The following is a 25772-nucleotide window of genomic DNA, read 5'->3' on the forward strand; positions in this document are numbered from 1 at the left end:
TGATCGATGCGAGTAAGTCCAACTTTACGCCGCCCACCGGTTCGTCCACGTCGGTCCATATCGCGGAAAGAACATACTACCTGAAAAGGATTTGCGTCAAAGTACCAGCCAACTGCTGACAGTATACTATCTTGTACATCCCAGATACGTACCAGTCTGGCATCGGGTGGTCGGTCGCCGGTGCGCGCTTCGTCCGACAGACGAACGGTCTACAACCCTCGATAACGTGGTAAGTCCAGATTACTGGACCTAAACGGATAGAACGGGGAGGCTGTTCGGCCCCGGCCGCCGAGGCGCTCGCTCTCGCCCGCCGAGGATCGACCGAGCCACAGAACTGCGGTCGACGCTCCCGGTTTGCACACGGACTCAGTCAGGTCGTCCTCGGCGTCTGGTATCGCTCTCAGGAACACACTGTGCGATGGGAGGGCGGGACGACACTCCTGTCTCTCGACGATAAGCTCGTACTTATCGTACCCGGGTAGCCGACTCTGAGCGGGTGCCCCGACCCCCCTGCGAGCAACCGTCGATTAGTTCGAATCAACCGACGTGAACGGTCACGAAACACCGGAATTACCGTCGAAACGGTCTGCTACAGTTTTATCTATACCCTGGAAACTAGTCGAGCGAGACGAATGGACAACTACAGCGGCACCGAATCTCCCATCGGAGCGTATCTGCCAACTCCGGGACCAGAGAGTCGCATCGAGTTTTTCGTCCAGACGCTCGCTCCGGTCGAGAATCACGAGTCACAGGGACGGCTCGTCGATACGCTCACCGAACTCCAAGCGAACGAACGGCTGGGTGACGTGTGTGTGACGGTGTGGGGGAGGCGAATCTGTACGGAGGGACCGCTCGCCTCGCTCGACAGCGGCAAACACATCGTCGAAACCATCGGCGACTTCTTCGCGTTCGCGGCGGACGAAGACGTGAACATCTCTCCGCACTTCCGAATCAAGGATGTCGACTCGTCGATGACCGGACAGTCGTTCAGGAGTATCGTCCCACCGAGTCAGTGCACTGCGATGTACGAGGCAGACGAACTCGTGGGCGTCTTCCCCTGTATCATCGACGGCGAGTGCTACACAGTCAGGGACGCCGTCGAGATCCTGGAAGCCCGGGCGGATCAATCAACAGAACACGTCGCCGGGACGCCGGCGACAGAGTAAGTTCCCCTCTCGGGGGACACGCGTCTCAGACGCAGGCCGCCGCGTGATTGATAAAGAGCATCGTGTTGAGCACCGTCGCGGTCAGCTGGGGGATGGTGAATCCCACCAGTGCCGCGAGCGCGTACTTCACCGGAAGCCGCTCGACGACGCCGTAGAGGACCACCAGGGCACCCCCCTTCAGCAGTATCAGCCCCAGCCCGCCCATCCGTTCGATCGCCCACGCGGCGACCGGGTTCGCCTCCACGAAACAGAGCTGGAGACCGACGAGTGTGAGGACGGTATCTGCCGTGGCTGTCCCCAGCACCAGAGCCCAGAGTCCTCGTTCGAGAGACGAGACCCACCCCACGGGCGGCCGAACGTAGAACCAGCCGACGTTCACTGACCCTCGCTGGTCGGACATACCTCTTCATCGACATGACACTACAAGGTAACGAGCTCAGTACCGGCGGAATCAAACCGTAACCTCGGATTACCAGCGCCCTATCGAATGAAGAGAACAGATGGGCCGGATAAGACGTTACCTGGGGGTGAGGACCACGGACCGGTCGCCGGCGACCTCGGCCGTGTAACCGTCGATGGAGAAGGTGATCCGGAAGTCCTCGTCGGTATTCTGTGCTACGAGTTTGTTCAGCGCGTCCGTATCGATATCGTCTGCCAACGGGCCGACGTCCAACGGACTACACCCCTCTATCTCCGCGAGCATTCTGGCGATAGTCTGCGTCGCGAGTTGTTCGTTCGGAATATAACCCCGGTAGGCGCCGTGCTGACTGTCGATTCGTTCTGAGTTGGGCTTTGTTTCGGCCATGATACTACACTACTGGATCGGCCAGTACCTGAGAGTAGTGTCCGTGAATATATAATCTTTGAGTAACCTGATACTGAGTGGGTAGTATCCGGCCCCTATCGCGAGGGCGTGTTCTCGTCTGCGGTGCGGCGACGGCCGCTCGTCGGGAGCCCCGGATGCCCGTCTCGCAGCCACAGGACCAGCGCCGTCCCCAGCAACAGCGCCTCGAACACGATGTAGACGGGCCCGGCACTGCTCGTCAGCTCGCCGGTGAAATACGTCAGTAACTCGAGCGTCCGGCCGAGTATCGTCACCGGTTCAGACTCGGGCGCGGGGACGATCGGCCAGAGGAGGAAGCGGTACGCCACGTCGCCGCCCAGCAGCGCGGGGTAGGCCATGTCGCCCGGGAGGTGAAACAGGTAGCCGACGGCGAACGCCGTCCCGACGTCCCGTCGGCCGAGGTGTCGCGCGACCAGATACCCGACTACAACCACCGGCACGACGAACAACAGGGAGTGTCCGAGCGATCGCCCGCCAGGCAGCACACCGAGGCCCCATCCAAGCAGTTTGTCGACGAGATCAGGCAGCTGGGTCCCCAGCGCGAGGGCGACAGCCGCCGACGTCCGGACGCCCCGGCCGTCGCGTGCCCGCTGGAGGAGCGAGAACGCGATGTATCCGACGGCGAGATGTTCCCACGGCCACATCAGGCAGTCACTTCCCCTCGTGACGACGGTCCTGGCTTGTTCACAGGCCTGCTACTACCGAGTCGCCAGTTGTTATAGTGATACTACGCGTACGAACGTTGTATTCGTACCTTTCTGCAGGGTCTGACGTTTGTTTACTCAGGAATAAATAAACTACCACGCCGGAAGAACACGGCCACTACTCGGCTATACGGTCTGAATTACTATGTCTTCGGCTGTCGTGGACTCGTGTAATGCCAGAGTTCATTTCTGAAAGCGAGATGGAACGAATCGCCGAGTTCGCAAAGACGCCGGTCTACATGCGGAAACCGGAACAGCTCATGCCCGAACAGAGCGCGGACGACGAGGAGTGAGAGACGCGACGCGGTGACCAGCGACGGCGGTAACGCGAACTTACATTTCTTCGAAGCCGCCCGAGGCCCCTGACTGCTCCCGGTAATGGATGGCGGCGTGCACCGCAGTGAGCACCAGAAACGAGGCAACCACGACGAACGCGACGGCTGTCTCGCCGATGCCCAGGAAGCCCAGGCTCGTGAACGCGAGCAGGACGACGTTCGCTGCCGCGAGCACCATGTAGTAGAGGTACCACGGTCGCTCGTCGTTCTCGGTCCCGAGGTAAGGGTCGATCTCAGACGCCTGGTTCGAGAGCGCCACGTCTCCGGACTCGGAGTCGTACTCGATGAGTCCCGCTTCCGAGAGCTTGGGGATATGCGTTTGATAGAGCGATACGTAGACCCGTTTTCGGTCCTGCGACGATAGTTTCTCGACGGTCGTGTCGTTCTCCCAGGCTGCGACCTCTTCGGCGAGTGCCGTCAGCTCGATGGGGCTCTCCTCAGTTCGCAGGTAGTGGAGCACGTAGCGGCGTCTCGGACTACTGAGGATGTCGAAGACACGGTCCCGCGAGAGTTCCGTATTATCAGTTGACATTGGTTCCGTTCAAGTTCTCCTTGCCGTCCAGAGGCTGTCACTGGTTTGTCAGTGGCTACACGTACCCTCCTCCGGGTAATGCATTGTTACAACTACGTTACCTGAGACCCTATGGGTAAATACGAATTAACGCTCACGTGCACGGTCATTAACGGGATTACCGGTCGGTAGCGTCGGGTAGCATTACTGAGGAGCAACCGTGTCTGTCGCACTCGAAAACGCGTGACTCGTCCCACGCTGCGTCCCGTCGGGCAGTACTCCCCCCAGTCCGCTGACCGACGGACGGACCTGCCGAGCGATGCATCCCTCCGCGACACGCGAGTCTCGGGGCCCGGACTTATCGCATCAGTTCGGAGAACACGAACGAGCCCTCCGTCGCGGACAGCCAGCGCGTCGCGCTCATCTTCCCGCTCGAGTCGGTGTCGAATATCGTGCACCGATCGGGACGCTGCCGGGACCGTTCGATGACAGTCCGGCAGACTTCTTCGTCGTCGAGCACCCCTTCCGAGTTGCCATCCGTGTCAAACCGTGCCATTCTTCTTCGCAAAGGAGTCTCCCCGTTGACGACAAGGTTATTGACATACTGATAACAGTTAGGCCCGGTTTACGACACGATCAACGCATCGAACCCCTGGACGGTCGAGTGTGGGTGAGTCACAGTCAGCGCGTGCCGTTGGCTGTGATGCCTCTTCCTCCAGAGGGGTGTTTGCATCTTTCGGCTATAGTGAGCGAGATTTCTTAGAAGCGTTCGGAAATTTTGACCCATATACGAGACATATATATCCAAACGCAGTTTTAATAATTGAGCATCCAGATAACATAACTAGATAAGTCTATAATGGGGCCATATTGGTGAAAAGCATAGCGAATTCCGTGTTCCTGTAACGTTCGAGGTTGTCGACTCGGGTCGCGCGCCGCCGGCGCACGCGGCACTGAACTGCTCGGTGCGTGAGGGGCCACAGCATCACTCCCCGGGGCGCTTCATCGGGGGTATATGAAGACGTCCCGAACGTATTCGGGTGGGTTCCTGCCCGGTGAAAGCCTAGTTCCCCGTATATAGGGGAGTCTCCCTCACGTCGAACTGTGAGGCATCATGACCACGCGTAGAACGTTCGTCCGTGGACTCGCCGTGTCGGCTGTCGGCGCAGGGATCGCCGGGTGCTCTTCCTCCGGTGGCAGCGACTCCGGGGGAAGCGACGCCGGTGGCAGCGACTCCGGCGGCTCCATCGAGACGGAGGAGGGTTCCGGCGGCGACGGCGACAGCGGTTCGGAGTTCGTCGAGGCGACGACGGTCGAGATGACCGACGGCCTCGCCTACGAACCGAAGCAAGTGAAAGTCGAGGCGGGCACGACGCTCACCTTCGAGAACGTCGGCAGCATCGGCCACACGGTGACGGCCTACGAGGACAAGATTCCGGACGGCGCCTCCTACTTCGCGTCCGGCGGCTACGACTCTGAACAGGCCGCGAAGGACGCCTACGGCGACGAACAGGGCGGTAACATCCCGAAGGGCGAGACCTACGAGGTCACCCTCGAGACGACCGGCACGTACGAGTACTACTGCATCCCCCACGAGATGAACGGGATGGTCGGTACCATCAAGGTGGTGTAACCTATGTCACAGCACTCCAACGAGTCCGAGATTCGCGACCCGAACGACGTCATCGACGAGTACGAACAGACCTTAGACGAGGTGCTGGCCGAAGTCGACGCGCCAGAACCGGACGACGACGGCGTCTCGCTCGACCTGCCGGGCCTCAGCCTGAACCGTCGTGACTTCATGAAAGCCGGCGCGGCCGTCGGCGCGATGGGCGCCGCGGCCGGGTGTTCCGGCCTCTCGAACGGCAGCGGGAGCCCCGGTGGGTCCCAGTCCGACGGGGGGTCCGCCGCGGACCACCTGGTCGCACCCGGCGAACACGACGAGTACTACGGGTTCTGGTCCGGGGGCCACTCCGGCGAGCTGCGCATCGTCGGCATCCCGTCGATGCGCGAACTGACCCGCATCCCCGTGTTCAATACGGACTGTGCGAGCGGGTACGGCTACACCGATCGCAGCACGGAGATGCTCGAAGACGCCGGCGACTACACCTGGGGCGACAACCACCACCCGAACCTCTCGGAGACGGACGGCGACTACGACGGCGAGTATCTCTTCGTCAACGACAAGGCCAACGGCCGCATCGCCCGTGTCAACCTGACGTACTTCGAGACGGACGCCATCACCGACGTCCCGAACATGCAGGCCATCCACGGCTGTACGGTGCTCTCGCCGGACACCAAGTACGTGCTTGGCAACGGCGAGTTCCGCGCGCCGCTGCCCAACGACGGCACGGACGCCGCCAACCCCGACGAGTACACGTCCCTGCTCGTCGCGGTGGACCCCGAGTCCATGCAGGCCCAGTGGCAGGTCAAGGTCGACGGCAACCTCGACATCAACGACACCGGGAAGGAAGGCCGGTGGGTCATCGCCTCCTGTTACAACAGCGAGGAGGCGACCGCCATCCAGGGCATGACCAAGGACGACCGGGACAACGTCAAGGCCTTCGACGTGCCGGCCATCGAGCAGGCCGTCGAGAACGGCAACTACGAGGAGGTCAACGGCGTGCCCGTCGTCGACGGCACGCAAGAGAGCCCGCTCAACCAGGGCGACCGTCCCATCGTGAAGTACGTCCCGACGCCCAAGAGCCCCCACTGTGTCGAGGTCGGACCCAACGGCGACTACGCCTTCATCGCCGGCAAGCTCTCGCCGACGGTGACGATGCTCGACATCAACAAGCTCGCCGACTCCAGCGACCCCGAGGAGGTCGTCGCCGGACGGCCGCGAGTCGGGCTCGGGCCGCTGCACACGACCTTCGACGGCAACGGCCACGCCTACACGTCCCTGTTCATCGACTCCCAGGTCGCCAAGTGGGACATCCAGCAGGCGGTAGAGGCCGAGACCGGGTCCGAGGACCCGATCATCGAGAAGCAGGACGTCCACTACAACCCCGGACACATCCAGGCCCTGGAGGCGATGACCACCGACCCCGACGGCGAGTGGCTCGTCTGCCTGAACAAGCTCTCGAAGGACCGCTTCCTGCCGGTCGGCCCCATCATGCCCGACAACGACCAGCTCATCCACATCGGCGACGGGGAGTCCTCGATGGAACTGGTCGCGGACCACCCGGCGTATCCCGAGCCCCACGACTGCGTGTTCGCCCACAGGGACAAGATCGACGCCAAGAAGGTCTACGACCCGGCGGACTACGAGGAGACCTACATCGAGGAGGCCGACTCCGGCGTCGAGCGCACCGGCGAGAACAGCGTCGAGGTCAAGATGACCACGAAGCGCTCCGAGTTCGGCCTGCCGGACTTCACCGTGCAGCAGGGCGACGAGGTGACGCTGAAGACGACCAACATCGAGAGCGTCCAGGACATCATCCACGGCGTCGCCATCCCCGAACACGACATCAACTACGCGGTGGCACCGCAGGACACCCAGCACGTCACCTTCACCGCCGACGACCCCGGCGTGTACTGGATCTACTGTACGTACTTCTGCAGTGCCCTGCACCTGGAGATGCGCAGCCGGATGATCGTCGAACCGGCGGAGACTAGTCACAACGCCCACCGGAGGTGCCCAGTCATGCAACGACCCACCCTCGACGACTTCGGCGAGGTCAGGCGGGGCCTGCCCGTGCTAGCGGCGGTGCTGTTCGTGGTAGCCCTCGCCTTCCCGATGTGGGAGATTAGCGTCAAGGCGGTGCAGTACCCCGACACCATCCTGCACCTCCAGCTGTACGCCTACCCGCACCTGAGCGGGGACTTCACCGAGATGGCGCGGCTGAACCACTACATCGGGTTCTACTACCCGGATCCGGTGTTCATCGAGCCCAACTACCCGGTAGAGGAACGAGCCATCGACGTCCCCGAGTGGTCGCTGGGGCCGGTCGCGTTCGTCGCCGTCTCGCTGCTGACGGTCTTCGTCGCCATCGCACCGACCACGGAGAAGCTCAAGCGGGGGCTGACCTACCAGTTCGCCGGCACCGTGACGGTCTTTACCGTCATGGTCGCCGACATCCAGTACCGCCTCTGGCAGGCCGGCCACACCCTCGACCCGGACGCGCCCGTGATGGGCGTCAGCGGCTTCACCCCGCCGCTGTGGGGCCGCTACGAGGTGGCGAACATCACCAGCGTCTCCCGGTTCGGCCTCGGCGCGTACATGGCGATGACCGCCGTCGGGATGCTCGCCGTGGCGTTCTACTACCGGAACGCAGACGTGCGCTTCGGCGAGCTCCCCGGTCGGGTTCGTGACGGCTTCTCGCGGCTGCCGGCGGCAGTCGGACGAGGGACCGACGAGCGAACCGAGCAACCGAGCGAGTCAGCGCCACCCCGCGTCGACGCCGAGCGCGAGGACCACTGACCATGTTCGAGACCCACCGCGCGGAACGCGCGTTCGCCGTCGCGACGGCCACCGTGCTCGTCCTGTCGGTTGTCGCGGCGGCCGCCGTCGCCGGCCAGGACCGACCCGACGGCGACCTAGTGTTCGACCCCGACGTCCCCGAGACCGACGGGTTCAGCGCCCCGGCCGCCGACGGCACGGCGACCGTCGCCGGGGAGTCCTACGATAGTCTCCAGCGAGCCGTCGACGTGGCCGAACCGGGCCAGACGGTCCGTGTCGACGGGCGCTTCGACGAGACGGTCACCGTCCGAACTGCGAACCTGACCATCGTCGGCGGGGAGCCGGGGTCGGCCCTGCTCCACGGTGACGGCGAGGGCGACGTGCTCACCGTCGATGCCCCCGGCGTCACCGTCAGCGACCTGTGGGTCCGCAACAGCGGCTACAGCACCGCCGAGAACGACGCGGCGGTCCTGGTCAACGCCAGCCACGTCACGGTACGGGACAGCCGCATCACCGACATGACGTTCGGCGTCTGGCTGAACGGCGTCAGCGACGCCCGCGTCGTGAACAATACCATCGTCGGCCGCGAGGAGATCACCCGACTGACCGACCGTGGCAACGGCATCCAGATCTGGAAGACCGAGGACTCCATCATCCGGAACAACGCCATCACGACCGTCCGCGACGGCCTCTACTACAACTGGGCCAAGGACGTGGTAGCCAGCAACAACACGCTGTGGGACCTCCGGTACGGGGTCCACTACATGTACTCCGACGACTGCCACCTCTACAACAACACCGCGTTCGACAACGACGTCGGGTACGCGCTGATGGTCTCGAAGCACCTGGTCATCCGGGACAACGTCGCGGTCAACAACACCGGCCAGTCGGGCCACGGCCTGCTGGTCAAGAGCATCGACGACACGGAGATCAGCGGCAACCACCTGGTCGGCAACGACAACGGCCTGTTCGTCTACAACTCCGTGAGCAACGAGATCACCAGCAACCTGGTCGTCGGCAACGACGTCGGCGTCCACATCGCGGCCGGCAGCAAAGACGAGACGGTGGTCAACAACAGTTTCGTCCGGAACGACCGGGCGGTGCTGGCCGTGATGAGCGAGCAGGTCACCTGGAACGAGAGCGTCGGGAACTACTGGTCCGGCGCGAACCCGACCGACCTGGACGACGACGGCGTCGGCGAGACGCGTTACCAGCCCGCCGGGGCCGTCCAGCAGTTGACCGCTGAGACGCCGGCCGCGCGGGTGTTCGCGAGCAGCCCGGCGTTCGACGCCGTCCGTCTCGCACAGTCCGCCGTGCCGGTCATCGAGTCACCCGGCGTGGTCGACGCCCGCCCGCTGACCGAACCGCCCCACGACAACTGGAGGACCTACTATGAACGCGATTGACATCGAGGACGTGACGAAGCGATACGGCGACGTGCAGGCCCTCGACGGGCTCAGCCTGTCCGTCGAGCGAGGGACGACCCTGGGCGTGTTCGGGACCAACGGCGCCGGAAAGACCACGCTGTTCAAGCTGCTCGTCGGCCTGAACCGGCCCGACGACGGGACCGTCCGCGTCGCGGGTCTAGATCCGGCCGACGGACCGGCGGTCCGCGAGCGGGTGCGCTACCTTCCCGAGCACGCGGGCTTCCCGCCGAACCTTACCGGCCGGGAGATACTCCGCTTCCACACTCGGATGCGGTCGGTGCCCGCCGAAAAGCGGGCCCACCACGTCGAGCGCATCCTGCACACCATCGGGCTGGCCGAGGCGGCCGACCGTCCCGTCAGCGGCTACTCCAACGGGATGAACCGCCGGCTCGGCCTGGGGACGGCACTCGTCGGCGACCCGTCGGTGCTCGTCCTCGACGAACCGACCGCCGGCCTCGACCCAGAGGGCATCCAGGCGTTCCACGACATCGTCGAGTCGCTGGCGGCCGAGACCGAGGTGACCATCGTCTTCTCCTCGCACGCGCTGAGCGAGATCGAGCAGCTCTGTGACGAGGCCGTCGTCGTCGCCGACGGCAGGGTCGCGATGCAGGGGCCGGTCGAGGTGCTCCGGCGGGCGACCGGCGACGAGGTCACGGTCCGCCTCACGCTGGCCGACGCCGACGAGGCCCAGGCGGCCACGGCGACGCTTCGCGACGAGGCGAGCGCCGGGAGCGTCTCCCGGACCGGCCCGCGTCTCGAGGTGACCTGCCGGCCTGATAGCGCGTACGACCTGCTGACGATAGTCCAACAGCGCCACGCAGTCGACCGGTTCGAGGTTCGCGAACCCGGCCTGGAGGCCGCCTTCCACGAGGCCGTCGGGACGGCGTCTACTACTTCCGGGCCGGACGCCAGTCCCGGCGACGCCGCCGGAGGTGAGACGGCATGAATCCCGAGGAACGCGGCGACGGAGAACATCCCGGGGCCACCGCGGTAGAGCCAGACGGCGGGTTCGCCGCTGCGGGCGCCACCAACGAGTTGCGCGCCGACGGGGGTGCCCTCCGGCTGCCCGACTGGCCGGTGCTCACCGTCGCCGCCCGCGAGTATCGCCTCGCGGTGCGGAGTCGGTGGGCGCTGGGCGTCGTCCTCCTGTTCGGTCTGTTCAGCGCCGCCGTCGTCCAGTTCGGGGCCACGTCCGTCGGCCCCGGCCGGTTCGACGCCGTCGTGGCGACGCTCGCGGAACTCGGCGTCTACCTGGTCCCGCTGGCCGCGCTCGCGTTCGGGTACGACACTATCGTCGGGGCCGACGAGCAGGGGTCGCTCGAGCTCCTGCTGTCGCTCCCGGTGTCGCAGGGCCGGGTCGTCGCGGGCGCGTACCTCGGCCGGGCGGCCGTGCTGGGCGGCGCGATGCTGCTCGGGTTCGTCCCCGGCGCGCTGCTGACCGTCCGGTACCTGGGGCTGGGGAGCCTCGGCACGTACGTCGCTGTCGTCCTGACGGCGGTACTGATGGCGTGTGCGGTGCTCGCCGTCGCCGTCCTCGTCTCGACGCTCGTCGCGGAGAAGGCCCACGCGCTGGGCGTCGCGCTGGCGCTGTGGCTCTGGATGGCGCTCCTCCACGACCTGGTGGCGCTGGGCGTGGTCGCCACGCTCGACGCCGGCGGGACAGCGGTCGCAGCGGCGGTCCTGCTCAACCCCGTCGACTGCTTCCGGGTCCTCGCGCTCTCGCAGGTCGACGTCGTCGCGGGCGGCTTCGGCGCCGTCATGGCCCAGGCCGGCCTCTCGGTGCCCGTCGTCGGCGCGGCGCTGCTCGCTTGGACCGTCGCGCCGATAGCCCTGGCGAGCCGGGCCATCTACCGGCGGCGACTCTGACCGCCTGTGGTCAGCGGTCCGTCTCTGCGGTCCGCTGGAGACCGACGAAGAAGGCCGGCGTCGACCCCCACCGACGTTCAAAGCGTGTTTCGTAGGCGAAGACGAGGTCCCAGCCGGCGCCGAACCGCCGGTCGAGTTCTGCCGGTCCGATGCCGTAGGCGGGCCGGTCGGGTCCCGCGGCGTCGCCGAGGACACAGTAGAGGCCACCGGGTCGGAGCACGGCTTCGAGCGCCGCGACGAACCGGTCACGCTCGCGGTCGCCGAGGACGTGGTACATCGCCGAGTCGAGGACCGTCCGGAACGAGAGGCCCACGGTGCGCAGTCGCGGGAGGTCCAGCGCGTCCATCACGAGGAACTGTGCGGGTATCCGTCGCCAGCGCGCCTTCTCCCTCGCCTGGCGGACGGCCAGTGTCGAGAGGTCGATGCCGAGCACGTCGTGGCCCCGGCGCGCGAGAAACAGCGCGAGTTCGCCGGTGCCACAGCCGACGTCGAGGACCGGGTCCCGGACCAGCCCCTGCTCTTCCAGGTAGACGAACGGCCGCTGTGGACGGCCGATGTCCCAGTTGGGGACGCCCGTGTAGGCCGCGTCGTAGACGTGCCGGAGCGGACACTCCCGGCTGGTGACCATGTCCGTGCTAGTGTCGGTACCGTGATAACTGTGGGCCCCGACGGCGTCTCAGACCGACTGGAGCGCCGTCTCCTCGGGCTGCTCGAACAGTCGCGCGACCCGCTCGGTGGTCGGCGTGCGCTCGTGTTCGTTCTCCAGCAGCACCGTCTCGCTGGGGAACAGGCGCTCGCCCAGTTCCAGGCCGTGGTCCCGTGCCGTCGACCCAGAGACGGTGAGGTAGACGCCCAGGCCCGTCTCCGCGATGTCTGCCTCCTCCTCGCGCCCACCGTCCGGATAGGTGAACGAGACGTCATCGAGGGCTTCCGTCCCGATGACGGCCTCGACGAGTCGCTCGTAGCGGGGCGAGATACACAGGTCGCCCGCGTACGCCGAGACGAACGCCCGGTCGAGGGCGCAGTCCTGCGAGTCGACGACCTCCGGCGTCGCGAGCAGCGTGTGATACACCGTATCCCCCAGGCCGGTGACGACGCGCACGTCTGTGTCAAGCGGGTCGATGCGGTCGTTGATCTCGGCGATGCTGGTCAGGGGATCAGCACGCAGCTGGACGACCTCCTCGAGGACGAGATCGGCGCTGTCGAAACCCAGCGCGAACTCGTGGGTCCGCAGCGCCCGAAACGGTTCCTCGCGGCCGACCAGTTGCACGTCGCCGTGGTCGGTCGGGACGGTGACGCTGTCGAAGACGACCCGACGGGGCATCCCGTCCCGGTCGTCCCGGAGCAGCGTGAACTCCGGTTCGGTCGGGTCCTCGAGCGAGGAGTAGTCGGCGAGTCGCTGGTAGACGTGCTCGTCGGCGGTCTGGCGGCCCTTGGTGACGGCTTTCTCGTACTGAAGGGTGGAGATGATGTCGTCGGCCAGCTCGGTCGTCCCGGTCCGAGTGGCGAGCCGTTCGAGCACGGCTTCGAGGGGGCGTCCCTTCCGCGGGACGGCCACTCTGGTCGTCGTCATTGTCGGGAGGAGAGCGGGCGGCGGTAAAACGAGTTCGGTTGCTAGTTGCCGCCGATGACCGAGGAGAGCTGCTCGCGCCACTCGTTGAGGTCTTCGATGTCCGACTCGAGATCCGAGAGCCGGTCGTCGATTTCTCCGTCACCGAGTTCGTCGCGGACTGCCTCGACGTCGGCCTCCACTGACTCGACCCAGTCCCGCAGGTCGTCCAGCGACGCCTCGACGTCGTCGACCTCGTGGCCCAGTTCCGAGACCTCGCCGGAGACGTCCTCGACCTCGTTCGAGGCCTGTTCGGCCGTCGACGTGGCCGCCTCGATGTCGGCCTCGTAGGCATCCAGTTCGGCCTCGAAGGCGTCGAGGCGCTCGCTGAACTCCTCGATGAGCTCCTCGCCGGTCCCGTGTTCGTCGAGGAACTCCTCGAGAGCGTCGGTGTACGCGCGCAGATCCGCGATGTCGGACTGGATGCGGTTGATGCGGGCAGTGTTCGCGCCGCTCCCGCCCTCGTCGTCGGAGACGGCCTCGAGCGCCCGTTTGAGCATCTCGACGTCCGCCTCGGAGACCTCGTTGTTGCGGATCTCGGCGGCCATCGCCGCGACGACGCTGCCGTTCGCGAGAGTGGCCGCCGGAGTCTGGGCTTCGGCCTCGGCTGCTTCGACGTCGTCGCCCTCGGCCTCGGCGTCGTCCTCTGCCGCCTCGATGTCGTCCTCGGGGACCGCGCGCCCGGCGCTGGGGTCTTTCAGGTCGAGCGTCTCGACGTCCTCGGTTTCCTCGTGTCCCTCGTCGTCCTCCAGTCCCGGCATGCTGTCGGCCTCCCCGGAGATGACGTCCTTGATGGCGTCGTCGGTGCTGCCGACGATATCGTCCTCGTCGCCCTCGAACGGTGGGTCGACACCCTCGATGACGGGCTCGGTGAGGAACTTCTCGATGTCGTCGGTGCCTGTCGCCCGGATGCCGTAGACCGTCGTGTACTCGGATTCGGGTTCCAGTTCACGCTCGAAGGTGATCTGGTCGTCCGTGATGTCCCAGTACTCGCTGCCGTACTCTGGGTGAAAGCCCAGGTCCTCGACGGCGACGTCGTCCGGGACGCTGTCGACGAGTCGAAGGGTGACGGCCTCGGTCCGCTGCGATACGACGTTGAATGCGATAGCAGGCACGGGGAAATCGTCCTCCTCGAACCGCTTCGTGACGGTCACGCCGTCGGCGGAAGCGGTGACTGTCTCGTAGGCCTGTGAGTCGCTCATGTATCCTATTGCGTCAGTCAACGCTCTTAAAGATACGTGCCAGTTCTCGGGACTGGGTCCGGGAACGTCGTGTAAATTAGACTATAGGTCGACGCGGTCGCCGATCTCGACGACCTCCAGCGAGCGGGGGTACTCGAAGCTGTTCGCGTGGTTGTGCAGCACGGTCGGCTCTGTCGTCATCCCTTTCCACATGTCCCAGTGGGTCGGCACGAGGGCGTCGAGCTGAAGTTCGTTGGCCGCCTCGATTATCATGTTCTCGTCGTTGTACCACCGCGTTCGCGTGGGTTCGCCGGTCTCGCTGTCGGCTATCATGCCGACGGTCCCGAACGCGAGCGCACCGAGGTCGATGTCGTAGGCCTCGCCGACCGACTCGAACTCGCCGGGTCGGGCGTCGCCGCCGTGGAAGAAGGTCCCCGCCTCGTGTTCGAAGACGAGCGACACCGGGTGGTCAGCGTCGGGGTCGTTGGCCGGTTCGACGTGGACCGTCAGGTCGCCGAGTTCGATGGCGTCGCCCTCGGTGACCTCGTGGAGCTGGTCGTCGGTGACCGCCCAGTTGTCGAGCCACGCCTCCTCGCGGATGACCTCGTGGCCGCTGTCCGTCGTGTAGTAGTCGGCGTTCGTCCCGGCGAGGATGGGCGCCTGGGACGGGCCGTGGACGTGGTCGGTGTGCTCGTGGGTGCCCAGGACCGCGTCGGCCTCGACGACGTCCTCGGGGTTGAACGGCACCGGAATCATCCGGACGGTCCGCGGCGGGTCGCCGATGCCCAGGTACGGGTCGACGAACGCCGTCGTCCCGCCGCTGGATTTCACGGCGAAGCCGTTACAGCCCAGGAACCAGACGGCGAGGCCGTCGGGGTCAGCGTCTTCGATAGCGCGCGGGAGCCAGTCGTCCCAGTCGGAGTCTACGGGCATATCCTGGACTGCTCGCGGCGCGGGTTAAGTCGTTACGGACCACCGGCGGGGCCGTCCCCGAGTAGGCATCAGAAATGGGTCCTGAAAGCCTCGCGTACCCGCCGCTCAGTCCTCGCAGCAGCCGCCGGCCTTCCCGCCGAAGTCGACTGTCAGCTCCGCGGAGACCAGTTCGTTGAGCTCCTGCAGGCGCAGTTCGAGCTCGTTTTGGACCTCGAGGTACTCGCTCATCACGGGCATCTCGTGCAGCTCCTCCTGTGCCGACTGGACCTTCCGGAGGTCCTCCTGGGTGGCGCGACCGGTCTGTCGGGCCAGCATGTACTCCTCGCGGATCTGCTCGAACTCCTGGATGGCCGACTGGGCCTCCTCGTCGGCCTCGACGGCCGCCTTGGCCTCCTGGTAGCGCTGGTAGACCGGCAGGTCCGCGATGGCCTCGCCGAACTCGCGTGCGAGCTGGTCGACCCGGTCGCCGGCGTCCTCGGTCGCAGTGTCGGTCTCGATGCTCATTAGCGATCGGTTGGGACTCGCGCTGTATGAACCTGCCGAAGGCGTGTGCGGGGCCGTCACGGCCGCCAGGACGAAGCGCGGAGGTTTTACGCACCGAGCGGGTATCCGGGGCCAATGAGCCAGGAACGGACCGAGGGCGACCTCCGCAACACGGGCCTCTCGCTGAAACACGACCGCGAGTGGGACTACGAACTCGACCGCATCGTCGACGCGGTCGTCGAGCGGGACGCCGCGACCGTCGGCCTCCAGTTCCCGGAGGGGCTGAAACGCCGTGGCCCCGCCGTCGCCGACGACCTCCGGGTGGAACTGCCCGACGACGTGCAGGTGATGATATCGGGCCAGCCGTGTTACGGCGCCTGCGACCTCGACACCTACCTGATGCGCCGCACCGACGTCTTCGTCCACTTCGGCCACTCCCCGATGAAGGAGTCGGACAAGATAATCTACGTCCCCCTGTTCTCGAACGTCGACGTCTTCCCCATCATGGAGCAGGCTTTCGAGGAGGAACTCGCCCCGCCTGAGACGGACCCCGACGTGGGCCTCGTGACGACGGCCCAGCACATGAACAAGTTCGGCGAGATGCGCGAGTGGCTCGAGGACCGCGGCTTCGAGGTCCACACCCGCAAGGGCGACGACCGCCTGACCCACGAGGGACAGGTACTGGGCTGCAACTACGCCTCGGCTGACGTCGACGCCGACCAGATTCTCTACGTCGGCGGCGGGAAGTTCCACCCGCTCGGCCTCGCGATGGAACATCCGGACAAGAAGGTAATCATCGCCGACCCCGTCAACAACGCGCTGACCATCGCCGACACGGAGCAGTTCATGAAACAGCGCTACGCCGCCGTCCACAAGGCGATGGACGCAGAGACGTGGGGCGTCATCTTCTGTACGAAGATCGGCCAGGGTCGCTGGGAGCAGGCCCAGGAGATCGTCGAGAACAACGACGACGCCTACATCATCACGATGGACGAGGTGACACCGGACCGCCTGACCAACTTCGGGATGGACGCCTACGTCAACACCGGGTGTCCGCGCATCACGACCGACGACGGCCCGCAGTTCAAGAAGCCGATGCTGACGCCCGGCGAGTACGAGATCGCCGTCGGCGAGAAGCCCCTGGAGTCCCTGGAGTTCGACACGTTCCACGGCACCTGGTAGTCCCATTTTCGGCAGTGAGAATGCAGGAGACATACTCTTGTAGGGACACACGAATCGCTACCCATGTCGACGGACACGGACCGCGCGCCCTATCGCGACATCTTCGAGCTCTCTCCGACTGCGGTCATGGTGCACGACCCGTCCACGGGCGCTATTCGCGCTGCGAATCAGGCCGCCTGTGAGTTGGTCGGCCTCGACTACGAGACGCTCTTGGAGACGCCGGTCGGCGCGTTCAGCCCGCCGGGGTTCACCACGGCTGACGCCGCTTCGGTCGTCGAGGAGGCGATGGAGAACGGCTCGGCACAGACAGAGTGGGTGGTCCAGACGCCGGCCGGAGACCGACGGTGGGTCGACGTGACGCTGAAGCGGTCGACGGAGGGTGACGACGACGCCGTCCTCGCCTTCGCCGAGGACGTCTCCGAGAACAAGCAACTCGAGCGCGAGCAAACCGAACAGACCGAGCAGCTGCGGACCCTGGTCCAGAACCTTCCGGTCGTCATGTTCACGCTGGACCCGGACGGGACGTTCGCGAGTTCGGCGGGGAAGGGACTCGATGCGCTCGGGATATCGCCCGGCGAATTCGTCGGGGAGTCGATTTTCGACGTCTACGCCGAGAGCCCGGACATCGTCTCCGCGGCGAAACGGGCTCTCGCGGGCGAGGAAGTCCGGTCCACTCAGGCTGTCGATGGCATGGTCTTCGAGACGTGGTATCGGCCGATATTCGACGACGGCGACCTCACGGCGGTCGTCGGCGTCGCTCGCGACATCACCGAGTTGAAACGCCACGAAACCCACGTCGAATCGCTGAGCGAGGCGACCAAGCAACTGCTCTATACACACACCGAGTCCGCCGTGGCGGAGACGGTCACGGAACTGGCGAGAGACATCGTCGACCGCCCTTTCGCTGTGATGTGGACCGACGACGGGACGGACGACACGCTGCACCCGGTCGGCGGCACGGTCGACGCAGTCGAGTTAGCGGGCGTCGACTCGGTCAGGGACCTCCCCGCGATTGGGCCAGGCTGTGACGAGCAGGCCATTTTCGACAGCGGCGAGCCGACAGTGGTCGACGACTACCGGGAACTCGACACTCCCTGGGCATCTGACGTCCCGCTCGGGACGGTCCTGTATCTCCCACTCGACGAGTTCGGCCTGCTGTGTGTCGGGTCTACGAGCGTCGAGCCGTTCTCGGACAACGAACGGGTCCTGCTGGAGATCCTCGCCAGGACCGCGACGGCCGCTCTCGAGCGGGTCGCCCGGGAGCAACGGATCGAGGCGAAGAACGACGAGCTCGAACGGGCCAACGAGGCGCTGCGGCGTCAACAGGAGCAGATGGACTTCTTCAACAGCATCCTGCGTCACGACATGCTCAACGGGATGCACGTCATCCGTGCGCGCGGGGAGTTCCTGGCGTCGGCGCTCGACGGCCAGCAACGGGAGTTCGCGGAGACGATCGTCGACTGGAGCGACGACATCATCGACCTGACACAGAAGGTCCGGGCCGTCCTCGAAACGCTGGCTGACCCTGGCCTCAGCAACTCGAAGCCGGTTGCGTTGACGCCGGTCGTCGAGTCGGCCGCACAGCGTGCGCGGTCGATGGACTCGTCTGCGACGGTCAACGTCTCTCTCCCCGGCGACTACGACGTGCTGGCCGACGAGTTGTTGAGCGACGTGTTCGGGAACATCTTCACCAACGCCATCGAGCACGCGGAGGTCGACGGCGGTGTCACGATCGACGTGACGGCGACGGCCACCGCCGAGGCGGTCACCGTCAGAATCGCCGACGACGGCGGCGGAATCCGTCCGTCAGTCCGTCGCCGGGTCTTCGAGCGAGGGGCAAAAGGCGTGGAGTCGGCCGGAACGGGCTTCGGGCTGTATTTCGTCGACGCCATGATAGAGAGTTACGGCGGCACGATCTGGGTGGAGGAGAGCCACAGTGGCGGCGCCGCGTTCGTCGTCGAACTCGTCCGCGACTAATAACTATCAAACATCACCAAAGGTTTTTACATGACCTCGATTTATTAGAACTGATGCCGACGAAGAGCGCCCTCGCCCAGCAACTCGCCGTCGTCGCCGGGTTCGAGAACCCACGGGCCAGTCTGGAACAGTATCGGACGCCGCCCGAGCTGGCGGCACACCTCGTTCACACGGCCGACCTGCAGGGCGACATCGAGGGCCGCACCGTCGTCGACCTCGGGTGTGGCACCGGGATGCTCGCGCTCGGTGCGGCGCTCCGGTCGCCCGAGACGGTCGTCGGGGTGGACATCGACCCGGCGCCGCTCGCTACCGCCCGGCAGAACGAGCGCAAGGTCGGGTCCACCACCTCTGTCTCCTGGGTGCGCGGTGACGCCACGGCGGCGCCGCTGTGCCCGCTCGTCTCGGAGACGACGGTGGTGATGAACCCGCCCTTCGGTGCCCAGTCGGGCAACGAACACGCCGACCGGCGGTTCCTCGAGACGGCCGCCGAGCTCTCGACCGTCTCCTACTCGGTCCACAACGAAGGGAGTCAGGAGTTCGTCGAGTCCTTCGCGGCCGACAACGGCGGCGAGGTGACCCACGCCTTCGAGACGGCGTTCGAACTCCCCCGGCAGTTCGACTTCCACGACGAGGAGACGCGCGTCATCACCGCCGAGGTCTTCCGCGTCGCCTGGCAGTGAGTCACCGCTCGCGCTGGTCGGTCTGGTAGCGCGCTATCTGGACGCGAGTGTCGTTTCGCGCCACGAAGAGGCGCGTCCTGTTGCGCTCGAAGGTCAGCCCACCGACGTCCGCCGTCGTCATGTTGGCCGGGACGCGGCCGACCCCGAGCGTCTGGTTCCCCCGCCAGACCTCGAGGACGAACCCGTCTTCGGCTGCCTGAACGGTGACGTTCCGGCCCGCGACGGTCGTCGGCGGCGTCGAGGGCGGCGACTCGAACACCGGTTTCGGCTCGCCGCCAGCCCGGCGGAGGGTGACCCGATAGACGGTGTCGTTGCCGAGGACGACCCACCCGGTCCGGTTGGCGACGACCTGTTCGCGCCACCCGATACCGCCGACGACGACCGTCGCTCGCCCGTTCAGCGCCAGCTGCCCCTTCTGGACGACCGGGAGCCACGTCTCGCGGGCGTCGCTCGCGACGATGACGCCGCTCTCGTTGACGATCGTCCGGTCCGTCTCGACCGGCGTCCAGATGCCGGCCGCGTACTCGTTGCGGACGTTCTCGTCGTAGGTGACGACGTAATCGCGGACCGTCACGCCGTCGTCGGGCACCTCCTCGGGCCCGATGGTGACCACGCTCGCGGGGACCGCCGCGAACGCGAGGGCCCCCAGAACGACCAGGAGCGCCAGCGTCGCAAGCGAGGCACTCGGCCGCTCGAACCCGACCTCGAGCGGTTGATCCACGTCGGCGACGGCGACAGCCACCAGGAGCGCGAGCAGGAACACGCCCGCCGTCCCGACCCACCGAAACAGCGTGAATCGACCGCCGCCGAGCGGCACGTAGATGGCCCACAATCCCTGGAAGACGGCGAAGACGAGGGCAGCGAAGAAGACGCGGGGCACGTTGGGCTGGGACTCACGACGCCGGAGCATCCAGACAGCGAGCACCACGCCGGCCAGCATCCCGATGGCGTGGCCCTGGATGGCGACGTCGGCCCACCACGGCGTCACGAACTGCTGGCGCGCCCGCGCCGTGAACTCGGGGAACCGGAGCGCCCGCACGAACAGGTCGACGATGCGCCCGGCGAGCAGGGCCCCCAGGAAGAGCACCGGCCGGGTCACGAGTGCGAAGCCCGCCAGCGCGAAGACGACGCCGGAGAACCCGACCACGGGGCCGATGGCGAACAGCGCGGTGAAGAGGCCGACGACGAATGCAGCCAGCGGAATCGCGAGCACCCTGGCGAAGGGATTTGTCCGGAGCGAGGTGAACGTCTGGACCCCCCGCCGTCTGGGGTAGTGTCCCCAGGCGTACTCGACGACAGCGCCGTAGACGAGGGTCCCGAGCAGGTTGCCCGTGATGTGGCTCTGCCCGCTGTGGGTGAACGCGCTCGTGAGGATGCCCAGCGGGTAGAAGTACGACCACGTCCGGAACGGCGTCACGAGCGGGCGCGGGTGCCACCACGTCCCCTGCAGGAACAGGTAGACGGCCACGAGCGCCCCCATCGTCAGGAGCGTCCCCCACGGCACGCCCAGCAGGAGTCGCGTCCGGACGACGTCGGGCACCCGCGCGCCGGTCACGCGTCGCAACCCGAGGCCTGTCGCGAGGACGACGAGGACGACAGCGGCCGCACGCAGTGGCAACCCGGTCAACACACCCGGCAACTCGGGCGTCGCCTGTATCATTGGTTTCCCTCTGGACGGCGAGGATTTATGACTGACGCCGTGTCAGCGGCCGTCTTCGGCCGGCCGTACGCGAATGGAGCGCGCAACGAGGGGCCGCACCGGGCCCCCTCAGAACAGGCCGACGCCGAGGCTGTAGGGCCAGTTCGTCCCCGCCACGGCCAGCAGCGCGAACGCGCCGCCGGCCATCGCGACGTTCTTCAGGAACTGCGTCATCTCGTCTTGCTGCTGGTCCTCCGGGACGGCCCAGAAGTCGTGCATCGTCAGGGCCGACCCGACGAGGAAGGTCGCGAGCGCACCGGCCGCGAGCACCGGATACGCACCCAGGACGAGCAAGACGCCGCTGAACGCCAGCAGACCCCGCTGAAGTACACCGACAGCGCGGGCGCGGGGAGGCCCTTCATCTCGGCGTACGGGATCATCTGGTCGCCGTTCAGGAAGTGGTTCAGCCCCATGAACGCCAGGATGCCGCCAAACAGGACTCGGCCGAGGAGGAACACCTCGGCCGCACCGGCAGTCTCGAAGGCCATCAGGCCCGCACCTCCGTCGCCGCGGCGGTCGTCGTCCGGTTCCGGTACCAGTCGTCAGGTGATTTCGTCACGTTACCTGGTTCGAATCCGAACCTATATATCGATTCCCGGACATAGGCGATACCAGGTAGCATCGATGTCATCGGACGTATTCACAGACGCCGTCGAGGAAGAGACCGGACCGTGTGCCGTCGTCGAGTCGCTCGACCAGATCGGGTCGCGGTGGCGGCTCGTCGTCCTCCACGAACTCCAAGAGGGGGAACGACGCTTCAACGAACTCAAGCGCGCGACCGACGCGAGCTCGCGGACGCTCTCGCGCGTCCTCGACGACCTCCAGGAGACCGACTTCGTCGAGCGCCGCCTCGAGGAGGACGCGCCCGTCGCGACGTACTACCGGCTCACCCCCAAGGGACGGTCGCTCTGTCCGGTCTTCGAGGAGATCGAAGCCTGGGCCGACGAGTGGCTCGCGACCGACGCCGAGTGAGGAACACGAACACAGGATTTTCGACCCCCCCGGTCCGAATCAGCACCCAATGGGAGTCCGGCCACCAAGCGACGACAGCGACGAACCAGACGTCATCGAGTTCGGTATCGCGGCGCTGGACGGCAAACTGCCCAGCGACGACCTGGAGTTTCCGGCCACCGCCGGCGAGGTTCGTGCCACGGCCGGCACGATCGAGGTGCCCTACGACCCGGCCGGACACACGATGACGGTCGACGAGGCCCTCGACGAGAGCCCGGAGCAGCGCTTCGAGACCGAACAGGACCTGCTGAACGCGCTCCACCCGGTCTTCGAGCGCAAGCGGCTCTCTGGCGGGACCAGCCTCCTCGCGCAGTTGCGCTCGCTCGTCCCCTTCTGAGTCAGTCTTCCGACTCGCCGGAGGTGACAGTCGCCTCCGTCTCGACGTTCCCCGACCGCTGGTCGGTGCGGTCCTCCTCGGTCAGTTTCCGAGCGATGTCCTCGAGTTGACGGGTCTGTTCGCGGTTGACCGCGACGATCATATCCGAGAGGACGCCGAACATCAGCAACTGGAGGCCGAGCAGGATGGCGACGCCGCCCACCATCGCGATGACCTCGTGAGAGGTGCTGTTGACGAACCAGTCGTACGCGACGTAGGCCGCGAGCACGCCCCCCATCAGAATCGAGCTCAGGCCGACGCTCCCGAAGTAAAACAGCGGGTTGTTCGTCTTGGCCATCTGGTAGAGCGTGAGGATGATGGTCGCCCCGTCGCGGAACGGGTGCAGGTTCGTGTCGGACTCGTCGGGCCGGGGTTCGTACGTAATCGGGACGACCTCGGTCCGGACGTTGTGCTTGACACACTCGACGGCCATCTCCGTCTCGATGCCGAACCCTTCGGCGGACAGCGACAGCCGCTCGAAGGACTCGCGGGTAAACGCCCGGTAGCCCGAGAGGATGTCCCCCATCTCGCGGCCGTGGATGACCGCGAACGCGCGATTGATGAGACGATTCCCGACCATGTTGAGCCGCGTCATCGCCCCCGGTAACATGTTGGCGAACCGGTCGCCGATGACGTGCTCGGCGTCGCCGTAGAGGAGCGGCTCTAGCATCCGGTCTGCCTCCTCGCTCCGGTAGGTCGCGTCGCCGTCGGCCATCAGCACGTACGGTTCCTCGACCCACCGGCGAACCGCCTCGCGGACCGCCTGGCCCTTGCCGCTGCCGGACTGCTGGACGACGCGGGCACCGGCCGCCTCCGCGATGGCTCGCGTGTCGTCGCCCGATCCACCGTCGACGACGAGGACGTTGTCGAACCCGGCCTCCCGAAAACCCGTGACGACGGACCCGATGGTCTCCGCCTCGTTGTAGGTCGGCAGCAACACGCAGACGTCGTCACGGTCGACCATTGTCCGAACGTCCACCACGCGCACTCAAATAAATCACGGGTCCGGCTGGCAGGCAGTTGCCCCACCGTGCTGGGAGCGCGCCGAGTCGCGCCTTTTACTACGATGGCCCCGATGGCTCCGGTATGGCCGACCCGTCGGACGTGTTCGAGCTCCTGGGACTGACCGAGTACGAGACGACAGCCCTGGAGCAGCTGCTCTCGCTCGGTCGCACCACCGCGCCGAACCTCGCTTCGGCCACTGGCATCCCGAAGGCCCGCATCTACGGCGTCCTCGACTCGCTGGCCGACCGGGGATTCATCAAGGTCGTCCCCGGACGGCCCAAGGAATATCAGCCCAAAGCCCCCGAGGCCATCCTCGACCGCGCAGTGGAGAACCGCCGCCAGTCCTTCGAGGGGTTCACCCAGGACATCGACACGCACCGGGAGGCGTTCCTCGGGGAGTACCGCCCGCGGTACGAGCGGGCCAGCGAGGACATCTCGCCGACGGCGGAGCTGTTCCACGTTGTCGACGTCGGCGACCCCAGCGAGCGCGAGACGCGACGGCTCTATCGTGACGCCGACGAGACGCTGCGCATCATCACGAACAGTTTCGCCTACCTCGACAGCGTCGCCGGGGCACTCCGGGACGCCGTCGACGCGGGCGTCGACGTCGCGGTGCTGTTCCTGGACCCCGACTGGTTGCCAGCCGAGAAGGCTGCCGTCCAGGCCGAGGTGGTCGAGCGACTCGAGCAGGAGTTCCCGACCGTCGACGTTCGCTTCAGCGAGCAGCGTCTGCCCTGGCGTGGCACCGTCGTCGACCCGAGCATGGACTACGACGGCGGCGAGGCCATCCTGCTGGTCGAGGAACCCGACGTCCCGAACCACATGCGCCAGGCGGCGCTGACCGAGAACGGCTCGTTCGTGGCCGGGATGCAGCGGTACTTCGACCTGGTGTGGGAACACGAGAGTCAGGCGCCGGCGGACGTCTACACGTAGCCCAGGTCCTCGAGCCGGTCGTAGGTCGCGCTATCAAGTTCGTCGAAGTCCTCGCCGTCCTCGCGGACGTCGAGTTGCTCGATATCGGCGAAGGCCGCCTCGACGCGCTCCAGGCCGTCCGAAGCCGTCTTGTAGCTCGTCTGTGCGTCCCGTACGTCCACCGTCACCGCCGAGCCCTCCTTTGCGCAGTACTTGTGGACCACGTCCCCGTCGCGTTCGTAGACGGCCCGAGACGTCCCCAGCCACGGCGAGAGGTCCTCGACGTACTTCCCGGCCCGCTCTCGCAGCGGCTCGTCGAGTCCGACCGCCGTCGTGATGACCGGGTCGTCCGAGACGAACGCACCGGGGGTCGTCTTACCGTCCCGGGCCCCCGCGACGACGTCCGGGAACGCGGTGAGGGAAACGGGCTCGTCGAACCGAGCTGCGTCCATCTGGCCGGGCTGGCGGACCACGAGCGGGACGTGGAACAGCACCTCGTGGATCGCGACGCCGTGTTCGGCGACGCGGATACCCGGGCGGAGTCGGCTCGGTTCGCCAAAGCCCTCGCCGTGGTCGCTCGTGATCACGAGCAGGGTGTCGTCGAGGGCCCCTCGGTCTCGAAGTGCCCCGACGAGTCGTTCGAGTTCGCCGTCGAGCTGTCGTATCGCCCCGTCGTAGAGCGACTCGACGGCCCGCTTTTGCCACCACGGCCGGTCGCCGGCGTTGAACGACCACTTCTGGTCCTCGAATGCGGACTGGAGACTGCGGGCCTTCGCCCCGCCCCACTCGTCGTACTCCCGAGTCGGCTCGTACGGGATGTGAGCGTCCATCAGGTTGACACACGCCGCCCACGGCCCCGCCCGTCGCTCGCTCCACTCGAGGAACGCGTCGACGTAGACGTCGGCCGGCGTCGAGGACCGGACGCCGTCGGGCAGGAACCGTTTGTAGTCCGACTGGACCTTCGTCGCGACGCCGTTGGCGAGCGACTTGAACGGCTGGTCGCTCCCGAGTGCCGCTCTGACGAAGGCACTGTACTGCCCCTGTCCCTCGTTGGAGACGAACTCGTGGGGATTCATGCCCGCCGGGAACGGGACGTTTCGCGCGCCCACGACGGTGTCGAACCCGTCTTTGAGCCCGACGTCGACCGCCGTCAGCCAGTCGTTCTCCGTGAACACGCCCGTATCGTAGCCGGCCTCGCGGAGCGTCGCGAAGACAGACACCGACGGGTCGAGCCGGTGGCCCGCCGAGACGATGCCGTGTTCCTCGACGTGGAGCCCCGAGAAGAGGCTGGCGTGGCTCGTGACGCTCCTGGCGCCGGGCGAACGTGCCTGTTCGTAGACTGTCGCGTCCGCCGCGGCGAACGACTCGAGGAACGGGGTCGTCTCGTTCGCGTGCCCGTAGAGGCTGAGATTCTGTGCGCGAGCGCTGTCGAGGACGACCAGGAGGACGTTCGGATCAGTAGTCATCGG

General features: G+C 66.2%; 25 protein-coding genes and 2 pseudogenes. 13 read left to right on the forward strand and 14 right to left on the reverse strand.

The features are described from left to right. Window positions 1-632: 632 nt before the first annotated feature. Complete coding sequence (locus P1N55_RS02120; RefSeq protein WP_276277375.1) at window positions 633-1166, forward strand: HTH domain-containing protein; 534 nt, start codon at window positions 633-635, stop codon at window positions 1164-1166. Window positions 1167-1191: 25 nt separating this feature from the next. On the opposite strand, the gene P1N55_RS02125 is transcribed toward P1N55_RS02120, so the two are convergent. The 5 genes from P1N55_RS02125 to P1N55_RS02145 all read right to left on the reverse strand — a co-directional run bounded on the left by P1N55_RS02125 (window position 1192) and on the right by P1N55_RS02145 (window position 4116). Next, window positions 1192-1470, reverse strand: a complete 279-nt coding sequence (locus tag P1N55_RS02125; protein ID WP_276277376.1) for a DUF5658 family protein — start codon at window positions 1468-1470, stop codon at window positions 1192-1194. A 213-nt stretch (window positions 1471-1683) separates the two neighbouring features. Then, on the reverse strand, window positions 1684-1971 hold the full coding sequence (locus tag P1N55_RS02130; RefSeq protein ID WP_276277377.1) for a HalOD1 output domain-containing protein: 288 nt from the start codon (window positions 1969-1971) through the stop codon (window positions 1684-1686). Between the two features lie 95 nt (window positions 1972-2066). After that, window positions 2067-2654 carry a metal-dependent hydrolase gene (locus P1N55_RS02135; RefSeq protein WP_276277378.1) on the reverse strand — a complete coding sequence of 196 codons (588 nt, stop codon included), beginning with the start codon at window positions 2652-2654 and terminating at the stop codon, window positions 2067-2069. 393 nt (window positions 2655-3047) lie between these two features. Continuing rightward, the gene (locus P1N55_RS02140; protein WP_276277379.1) at window positions 3048-3581 is read right to left on the reverse strand and encodes a DUF7344 domain-containing protein; all 534 of its coding nucleotides are present in this window, start codon (window positions 3579-3581) and stop codon (window positions 3048-3050) included. A 337-nt stretch (window positions 3582-3918) separates the two neighbouring features. After that, window positions 3919-4116 (reverse strand): DUF7511 domain-containing protein, encoded by a 198-nt coding sequence (locus tag P1N55_RS02145; RefSeq protein WP_276277380.1) that lies wholly within the window; start codon window positions 4114-4116, stop codon window positions 3919-3921. A 558-nt stretch (window positions 4117-4674) separates the two neighbouring features. Here P1N55_RS02145 and P1N55_RS02150 point away from each other — a divergent pair. The 6 genes and pseudogenes from P1N55_RS02150 (at window position 4675) to P1N55_RS02175 (ending at window position 11255) form a co-directional block, all read left to right on the forward strand. Beyond that, complete coding sequence (locus P1N55_RS02150; protein WP_276277381.1) at window positions 4675-5193, forward strand: plastocyanin/azurin family copper-binding protein; 519 nt, start codon at window positions 4675-4677, stop codon at window positions 5191-5193. A gap of 3 nt (window positions 5194-5196) precedes the next feature. Further along, window positions 5197-7173: pseudogene (nosZ, locus tag P1N55_RS02155) on the forward strand (TAT-dependent nitrous-oxide reductase); the annotation flags it as partial. A 33-nt stretch (window positions 7174-7206) separates the two neighbouring features. Next, the gene (locus P1N55_RS02160) at window positions 7207-7983 is read left to right on the forward strand and encodes a hypothetical protein (protein ID WP_276278661.1); all 777 of its coding nucleotides are present in this window, start codon (window positions 7207-7209) and stop codon (window positions 7981-7983) included. 2 nt (window positions 7984-7985) lie between these two features. Next, the gene (nosD, locus tag P1N55_RS02165; RefSeq protein ID WP_276277382.1) at window positions 7986-9368 is read left to right on the forward strand and encodes a nitrous oxide reductase family maturation protein NosD; all 1383 of its coding nucleotides are present in this window, start codon (window positions 7986-7988) and stop codon (window positions 9366-9368) included. Next, on the forward strand, window positions 9355-10335 hold the full coding sequence (locus P1N55_RS02170; protein WP_276277383.1) for an ABC transporter ATP-binding protein: 981 nt from the start codon (window positions 9355-9357) through the stop codon (window positions 10333-10335). Before nosD ends, P1N55_RS02170 begins: the two co-directional genes overlap by 14 nt. Next, window positions 10332-11255, forward strand: a complete 924-nt coding sequence (locus P1N55_RS02175; RefSeq protein WP_276277384.1) for an ABC transporter permease — start codon at window positions 10332-10334, stop codon at window positions 11253-11255. Before P1N55_RS02170 ends, P1N55_RS02175 begins: the two co-directional genes overlap by 4 nt. Before the next feature lie 10 nt (window positions 11256-11265). On the opposite strand, the gene P1N55_RS02180 is transcribed toward P1N55_RS02175, so the two are convergent. The 5 genes from P1N55_RS02180 to P1N55_RS02200 all read right to left on the reverse strand — a co-directional run bounded on the left by P1N55_RS02180 (window position 11266) and on the right by P1N55_RS02200 (window position 15482). Further along, window positions 11266-11883, reverse strand: a complete 618-nt coding sequence (locus P1N55_RS02180; RefSeq protein WP_276277385.1) for a class I SAM-dependent methyltransferase — start codon at window positions 11881-11883, stop codon at window positions 11266-11268. Between the two features lie 48 nt (window positions 11884-11931). Continuing rightward, window positions 11932-12828, reverse strand: a complete 897-nt coding sequence (locus P1N55_RS02185; protein ID WP_276277386.1) for a hypothetical protein — start codon at window positions 12826-12828, stop codon at window positions 11932-11934. A gap of 41 nt (window positions 12829-12869) precedes the next feature. Then, complete coding sequence (locus tag P1N55_RS02190; protein WP_276277387.1) at window positions 12870-14066, reverse strand: hypothetical protein; 1197 nt, start codon at window positions 14064-14066, stop codon at window positions 12870-12872. 81 nt (window positions 14067-14147) lie between these two features. Continuing rightward, on the reverse strand, window positions 14148-14978 hold the full coding sequence (locus P1N55_RS02195) for an MBL fold metallo-hydrolase (protein ID WP_276277388.1): 831 nt from the start codon (window positions 14976-14978) through the stop codon (window positions 14148-14150). Window positions 14979-15083: 105 nt separating this feature from the next. Next, window positions 15084-15482, reverse strand: a complete 399-nt coding sequence (locus P1N55_RS02200) for a YlbF family regulator (RefSeq protein WP_276277389.1) — start codon at window positions 15480-15482, stop codon at window positions 15084-15086. A gap of 114 nt (window positions 15483-15596) precedes the next feature. Between P1N55_RS02200 and dph2 the strand changes: the two genes are divergently transcribed. The 3 genes from dph2 (at window position 15597) to P1N55_RS02215 (ending at window position 19300) form a co-directional block, all read left to right on the forward strand. Continuing rightward, on the forward strand, window positions 15597-16643 hold the full coding sequence (gene dph2 / locus P1N55_RS02205) for a diphthamide biosynthesis enzyme Dph2 (RefSeq protein ID WP_276277390.1): 1047 nt from the start codon (window positions 15597-15599) through the stop codon (window positions 16641-16643). Between the two features lie 63 nt (window positions 16644-16706). Next, on the forward strand, window positions 16707-18620 hold the full coding sequence (locus P1N55_RS02210) for a sensor histidine kinase (RefSeq protein ID WP_276277391.1): 1914 nt from the start codon (window positions 16707-16709) through the stop codon (window positions 18618-18620). A 53-nt stretch (window positions 18621-18673) separates the two neighbouring features. After that, complete coding sequence (locus tag P1N55_RS02215) at window positions 18674-19300, forward strand: METTL5 family protein (RefSeq protein WP_276277392.1); 627 nt, start codon at window positions 18674-18676, stop codon at window positions 19298-19300. 1 nt (window position 19301) lies between these two features. On the opposite strand, the gene P1N55_RS02220 is transcribed toward P1N55_RS02215, so the two are convergent. Together P1N55_RS02220 and P1N55_RS02225 are read right to left on the reverse strand one after the other, a co-directional pair. Further along, window positions 19302-20960 (reverse strand): rhomboid family intramembrane serine protease, encoded by a 1659-nt coding sequence (locus P1N55_RS02220; protein WP_276277393.1) that lies wholly within the window; start codon window positions 20958-20960, stop codon window positions 19302-19304. Between the two features lie 108 nt (window positions 20961-21068). Continuing rightward, window positions 21069-21487: pseudogene (locus P1N55_RS02225) on the reverse strand (DoxX family protein). 136 nt (window positions 21488-21623) lie between these two features. Here P1N55_RS02225 and P1N55_RS02230 point away from each other — a divergent pair. Both P1N55_RS02230 and P1N55_RS02235 read left to right on the forward strand, forming a co-directional pair. Next, window positions 21624-21971, forward strand: a complete 348-nt coding sequence (locus P1N55_RS02230) for a winged helix-turn-helix transcriptional regulator (RefSeq protein WP_276277394.1) — start codon at window positions 21624-21626, stop codon at window positions 21969-21971. Window positions 21972-22020: 49 nt separating this feature from the next. After that, on the forward strand, window positions 22021-22347 hold the full coding sequence (locus P1N55_RS02235; RefSeq protein ID WP_276277395.1) for a DUF5789 family protein: 327 nt from the start codon (window positions 22021-22023) through the stop codon (window positions 22345-22347). Between the two features lies 1 nt (window position 22348). On the opposite strand, the gene aglJ is transcribed toward P1N55_RS02235, so the two are convergent. Continuing rightward, window positions 22349-23350 (reverse strand): S-layer glycoprotein N-glycosyltransferase AglJ, encoded by a 1002-nt coding sequence (gene aglJ, locus P1N55_RS02240; RefSeq protein ID WP_276277396.1) that lies wholly within the window; start codon window positions 23348-23350, stop codon window positions 22349-22351. A gap of 122 nt (window positions 23351-23472) precedes the next feature. Between aglJ and P1N55_RS02245 the strand changes: the two genes are divergently transcribed. After that, window positions 23473-24324, forward strand: coding sequence for a TrmB family transcriptional regulator (locus P1N55_RS02245; protein WP_276277397.1), 852 nt, complete (start codon window positions 23473-23475; stop codon window positions 24322-24324). Here the strand turns inward: P1N55_RS02245 and P1N55_RS02250 are convergent. Beyond that, complete coding sequence (locus tag P1N55_RS02250; RefSeq protein ID WP_276277398.1) at window positions 24315-25769, reverse strand: sulfatase; 1455 nt, start codon at window positions 25767-25769, stop codon at window positions 24315-24317. The two genes, P1N55_RS02245 and P1N55_RS02250, sit on opposite strands and share 10 nt — an antisense overlap. Window positions 25770-25772 lie beyond the last annotated feature (3 nt).

The sequence above is a fragment of the Haloarcula regularis genome, assembly GCF_029338315.1.
GTDB lineage: Archaea > Halobacteriota > Halobacteria > Halobacteriales > Haloarculaceae > Haloarcula > Haloarcula regularis.

Coding starts and splice junctions, on each gene's coding strand:
- P1N55_RS02120 (WP_276277375.1), top strand. CDS start 633: ATGGACAACTACAGCGGCACCGAATCTCCCATCGGAGCGTATCTGCCA.
- P1N55_RS02130 (WP_276277377.1), bottom strand. CDS start 1,971: ATGGCCGAAACAAAGCCCAACTCAGAACGAATCGACAGTCAGCACGGC.
- P1N55_RS02135 (WP_276277378.1), bottom strand. CDS start 2,654: ATGTGGCCGTGGGAACATCTCGCCGTCGGATACATCGCGTTCTCGCTC.
- P1N55_RS02140 (WP_276277379.1), bottom strand. CDS start 3,581: ATGTCAACTGATAATACGGAACTCTCGCGGGACCGTGTCTTCGACATC.
- P1N55_RS02145 (WP_276277380.1), bottom strand. CDS start 4,116: ATGGCACGGTTTGACACGGATGGCAACTCGGAAGGGGTGCTCGACGAC.
- P1N55_RS02150 (WP_276277381.1), top strand. CDS start 4,675: ATGACCACGCGTAGAACGTTCGTCCGTGGACTCGCCGTGTCGGCTGTC.
- P1N55_RS02160 (WP_276278661.1), top strand. CDS start 7,207: ATGCAACGACCCACCCTCGACGACTTCGGCGAGGTCAGGCGGGGCCTG.
- nosD (WP_276277382.1), top strand. CDS start 7,986: ATGTTCGAGACCCACCGCGCGGAACGCGCGTTCGCCGTCGCGACGGCC.
- P1N55_RS02170 (WP_276277383.1), top strand. CDS start 9,355: ATGAACGCGATTGACATCGAGGACGTGACGAAGCGATACGGCGACGTG.
- P1N55_RS02175 (WP_276277384.1), top strand. CDS start 10,332: ATGAATCCCGAGGAACGCGGCGACGGAGAACATCCCGGGGCCACCGCG.
- P1N55_RS02180 (WP_276277385.1), bottom strand. CDS start 11,883: ATGGTCACCAGCCGGGAGTGTCCGCTCCGGCACGTCTACGACGCGGCC.
- P1N55_RS02185 (WP_276277386.1), bottom strand. CDS start 12,828: ATGACGACGACCAGAGTGGCCGTCCCGCGGAAGGGACGCCCCCTCGAA.
- P1N55_RS02190 (WP_276277387.1), bottom strand. CDS start 14,066: ATGAGCGACTCACAGGCCTACGAGACAGTCACCGCTTCCGCCGACGGC.
- P1N55_RS02195 (WP_276277388.1), bottom strand. CDS start 14,978: ATGCCCGTAGACTCCGACTGGGACGACTGGCTCCCGCGCGCTATCGAA.
- P1N55_RS02200 (WP_276277389.1), bottom strand. CDS start 15,482: ATGAGCATCGAGACCGACACTGCGACCGAGGACGCCGGCGACCGGGTC.
- dph2 (WP_276277390.1), top strand. CDS start 15,597: ATGAGCCAGGAACGGACCGAGGGCGACCTCCGCAACACGGGCCTCTCG.
- P1N55_RS02210 (WP_276277391.1), top strand. CDS start 16,707: ATGTCGACGGACACGGACCGCGCGCCCTATCGCGACATCTTCGAGCTC.
- P1N55_RS02215 (WP_276277392.1), top strand. CDS start 18,674: ATGCCGACGAAGAGCGCCCTCGCCCAGCAACTCGCCGTCGTCGCCGGG.
- P1N55_RS02220 (WP_276277393.1), bottom strand. CDS start 20,960: ATGATACAGGCGACGCCCGAGTTGCCGGGTGTGTTGACCGGGTTGCCA.
- P1N55_RS02230 (WP_276277394.1), top strand. CDS start 21,624: ATGTCATCGGACGTATTCACAGACGCCGTCGAGGAAGAGACCGGACCG.
- P1N55_RS02235 (WP_276277395.1), top strand. CDS start 22,021: ATGGGAGTCCGGCCACCAAGCGACGACAGCGACGAACCAGACGTCATC.
- aglJ (WP_276277396.1), bottom strand. CDS start 23,350: ATGGTCGACCGTGACGACGTCTGCGTGTTGCTGCCGACCTACAACGAG.
- P1N55_RS02245 (WP_276277397.1), top strand. CDS start 23,473: ATGGCCGACCCGTCGGACGTGTTCGAGCTCCTGGGACTGACCGAGTAC.
- P1N55_RS02250 (WP_276277398.1), bottom strand. CDS start 25,769: ATGACTACTGATCCGAACGTCCTCCTGGTCGTCCTCGACAGCGCTCGC.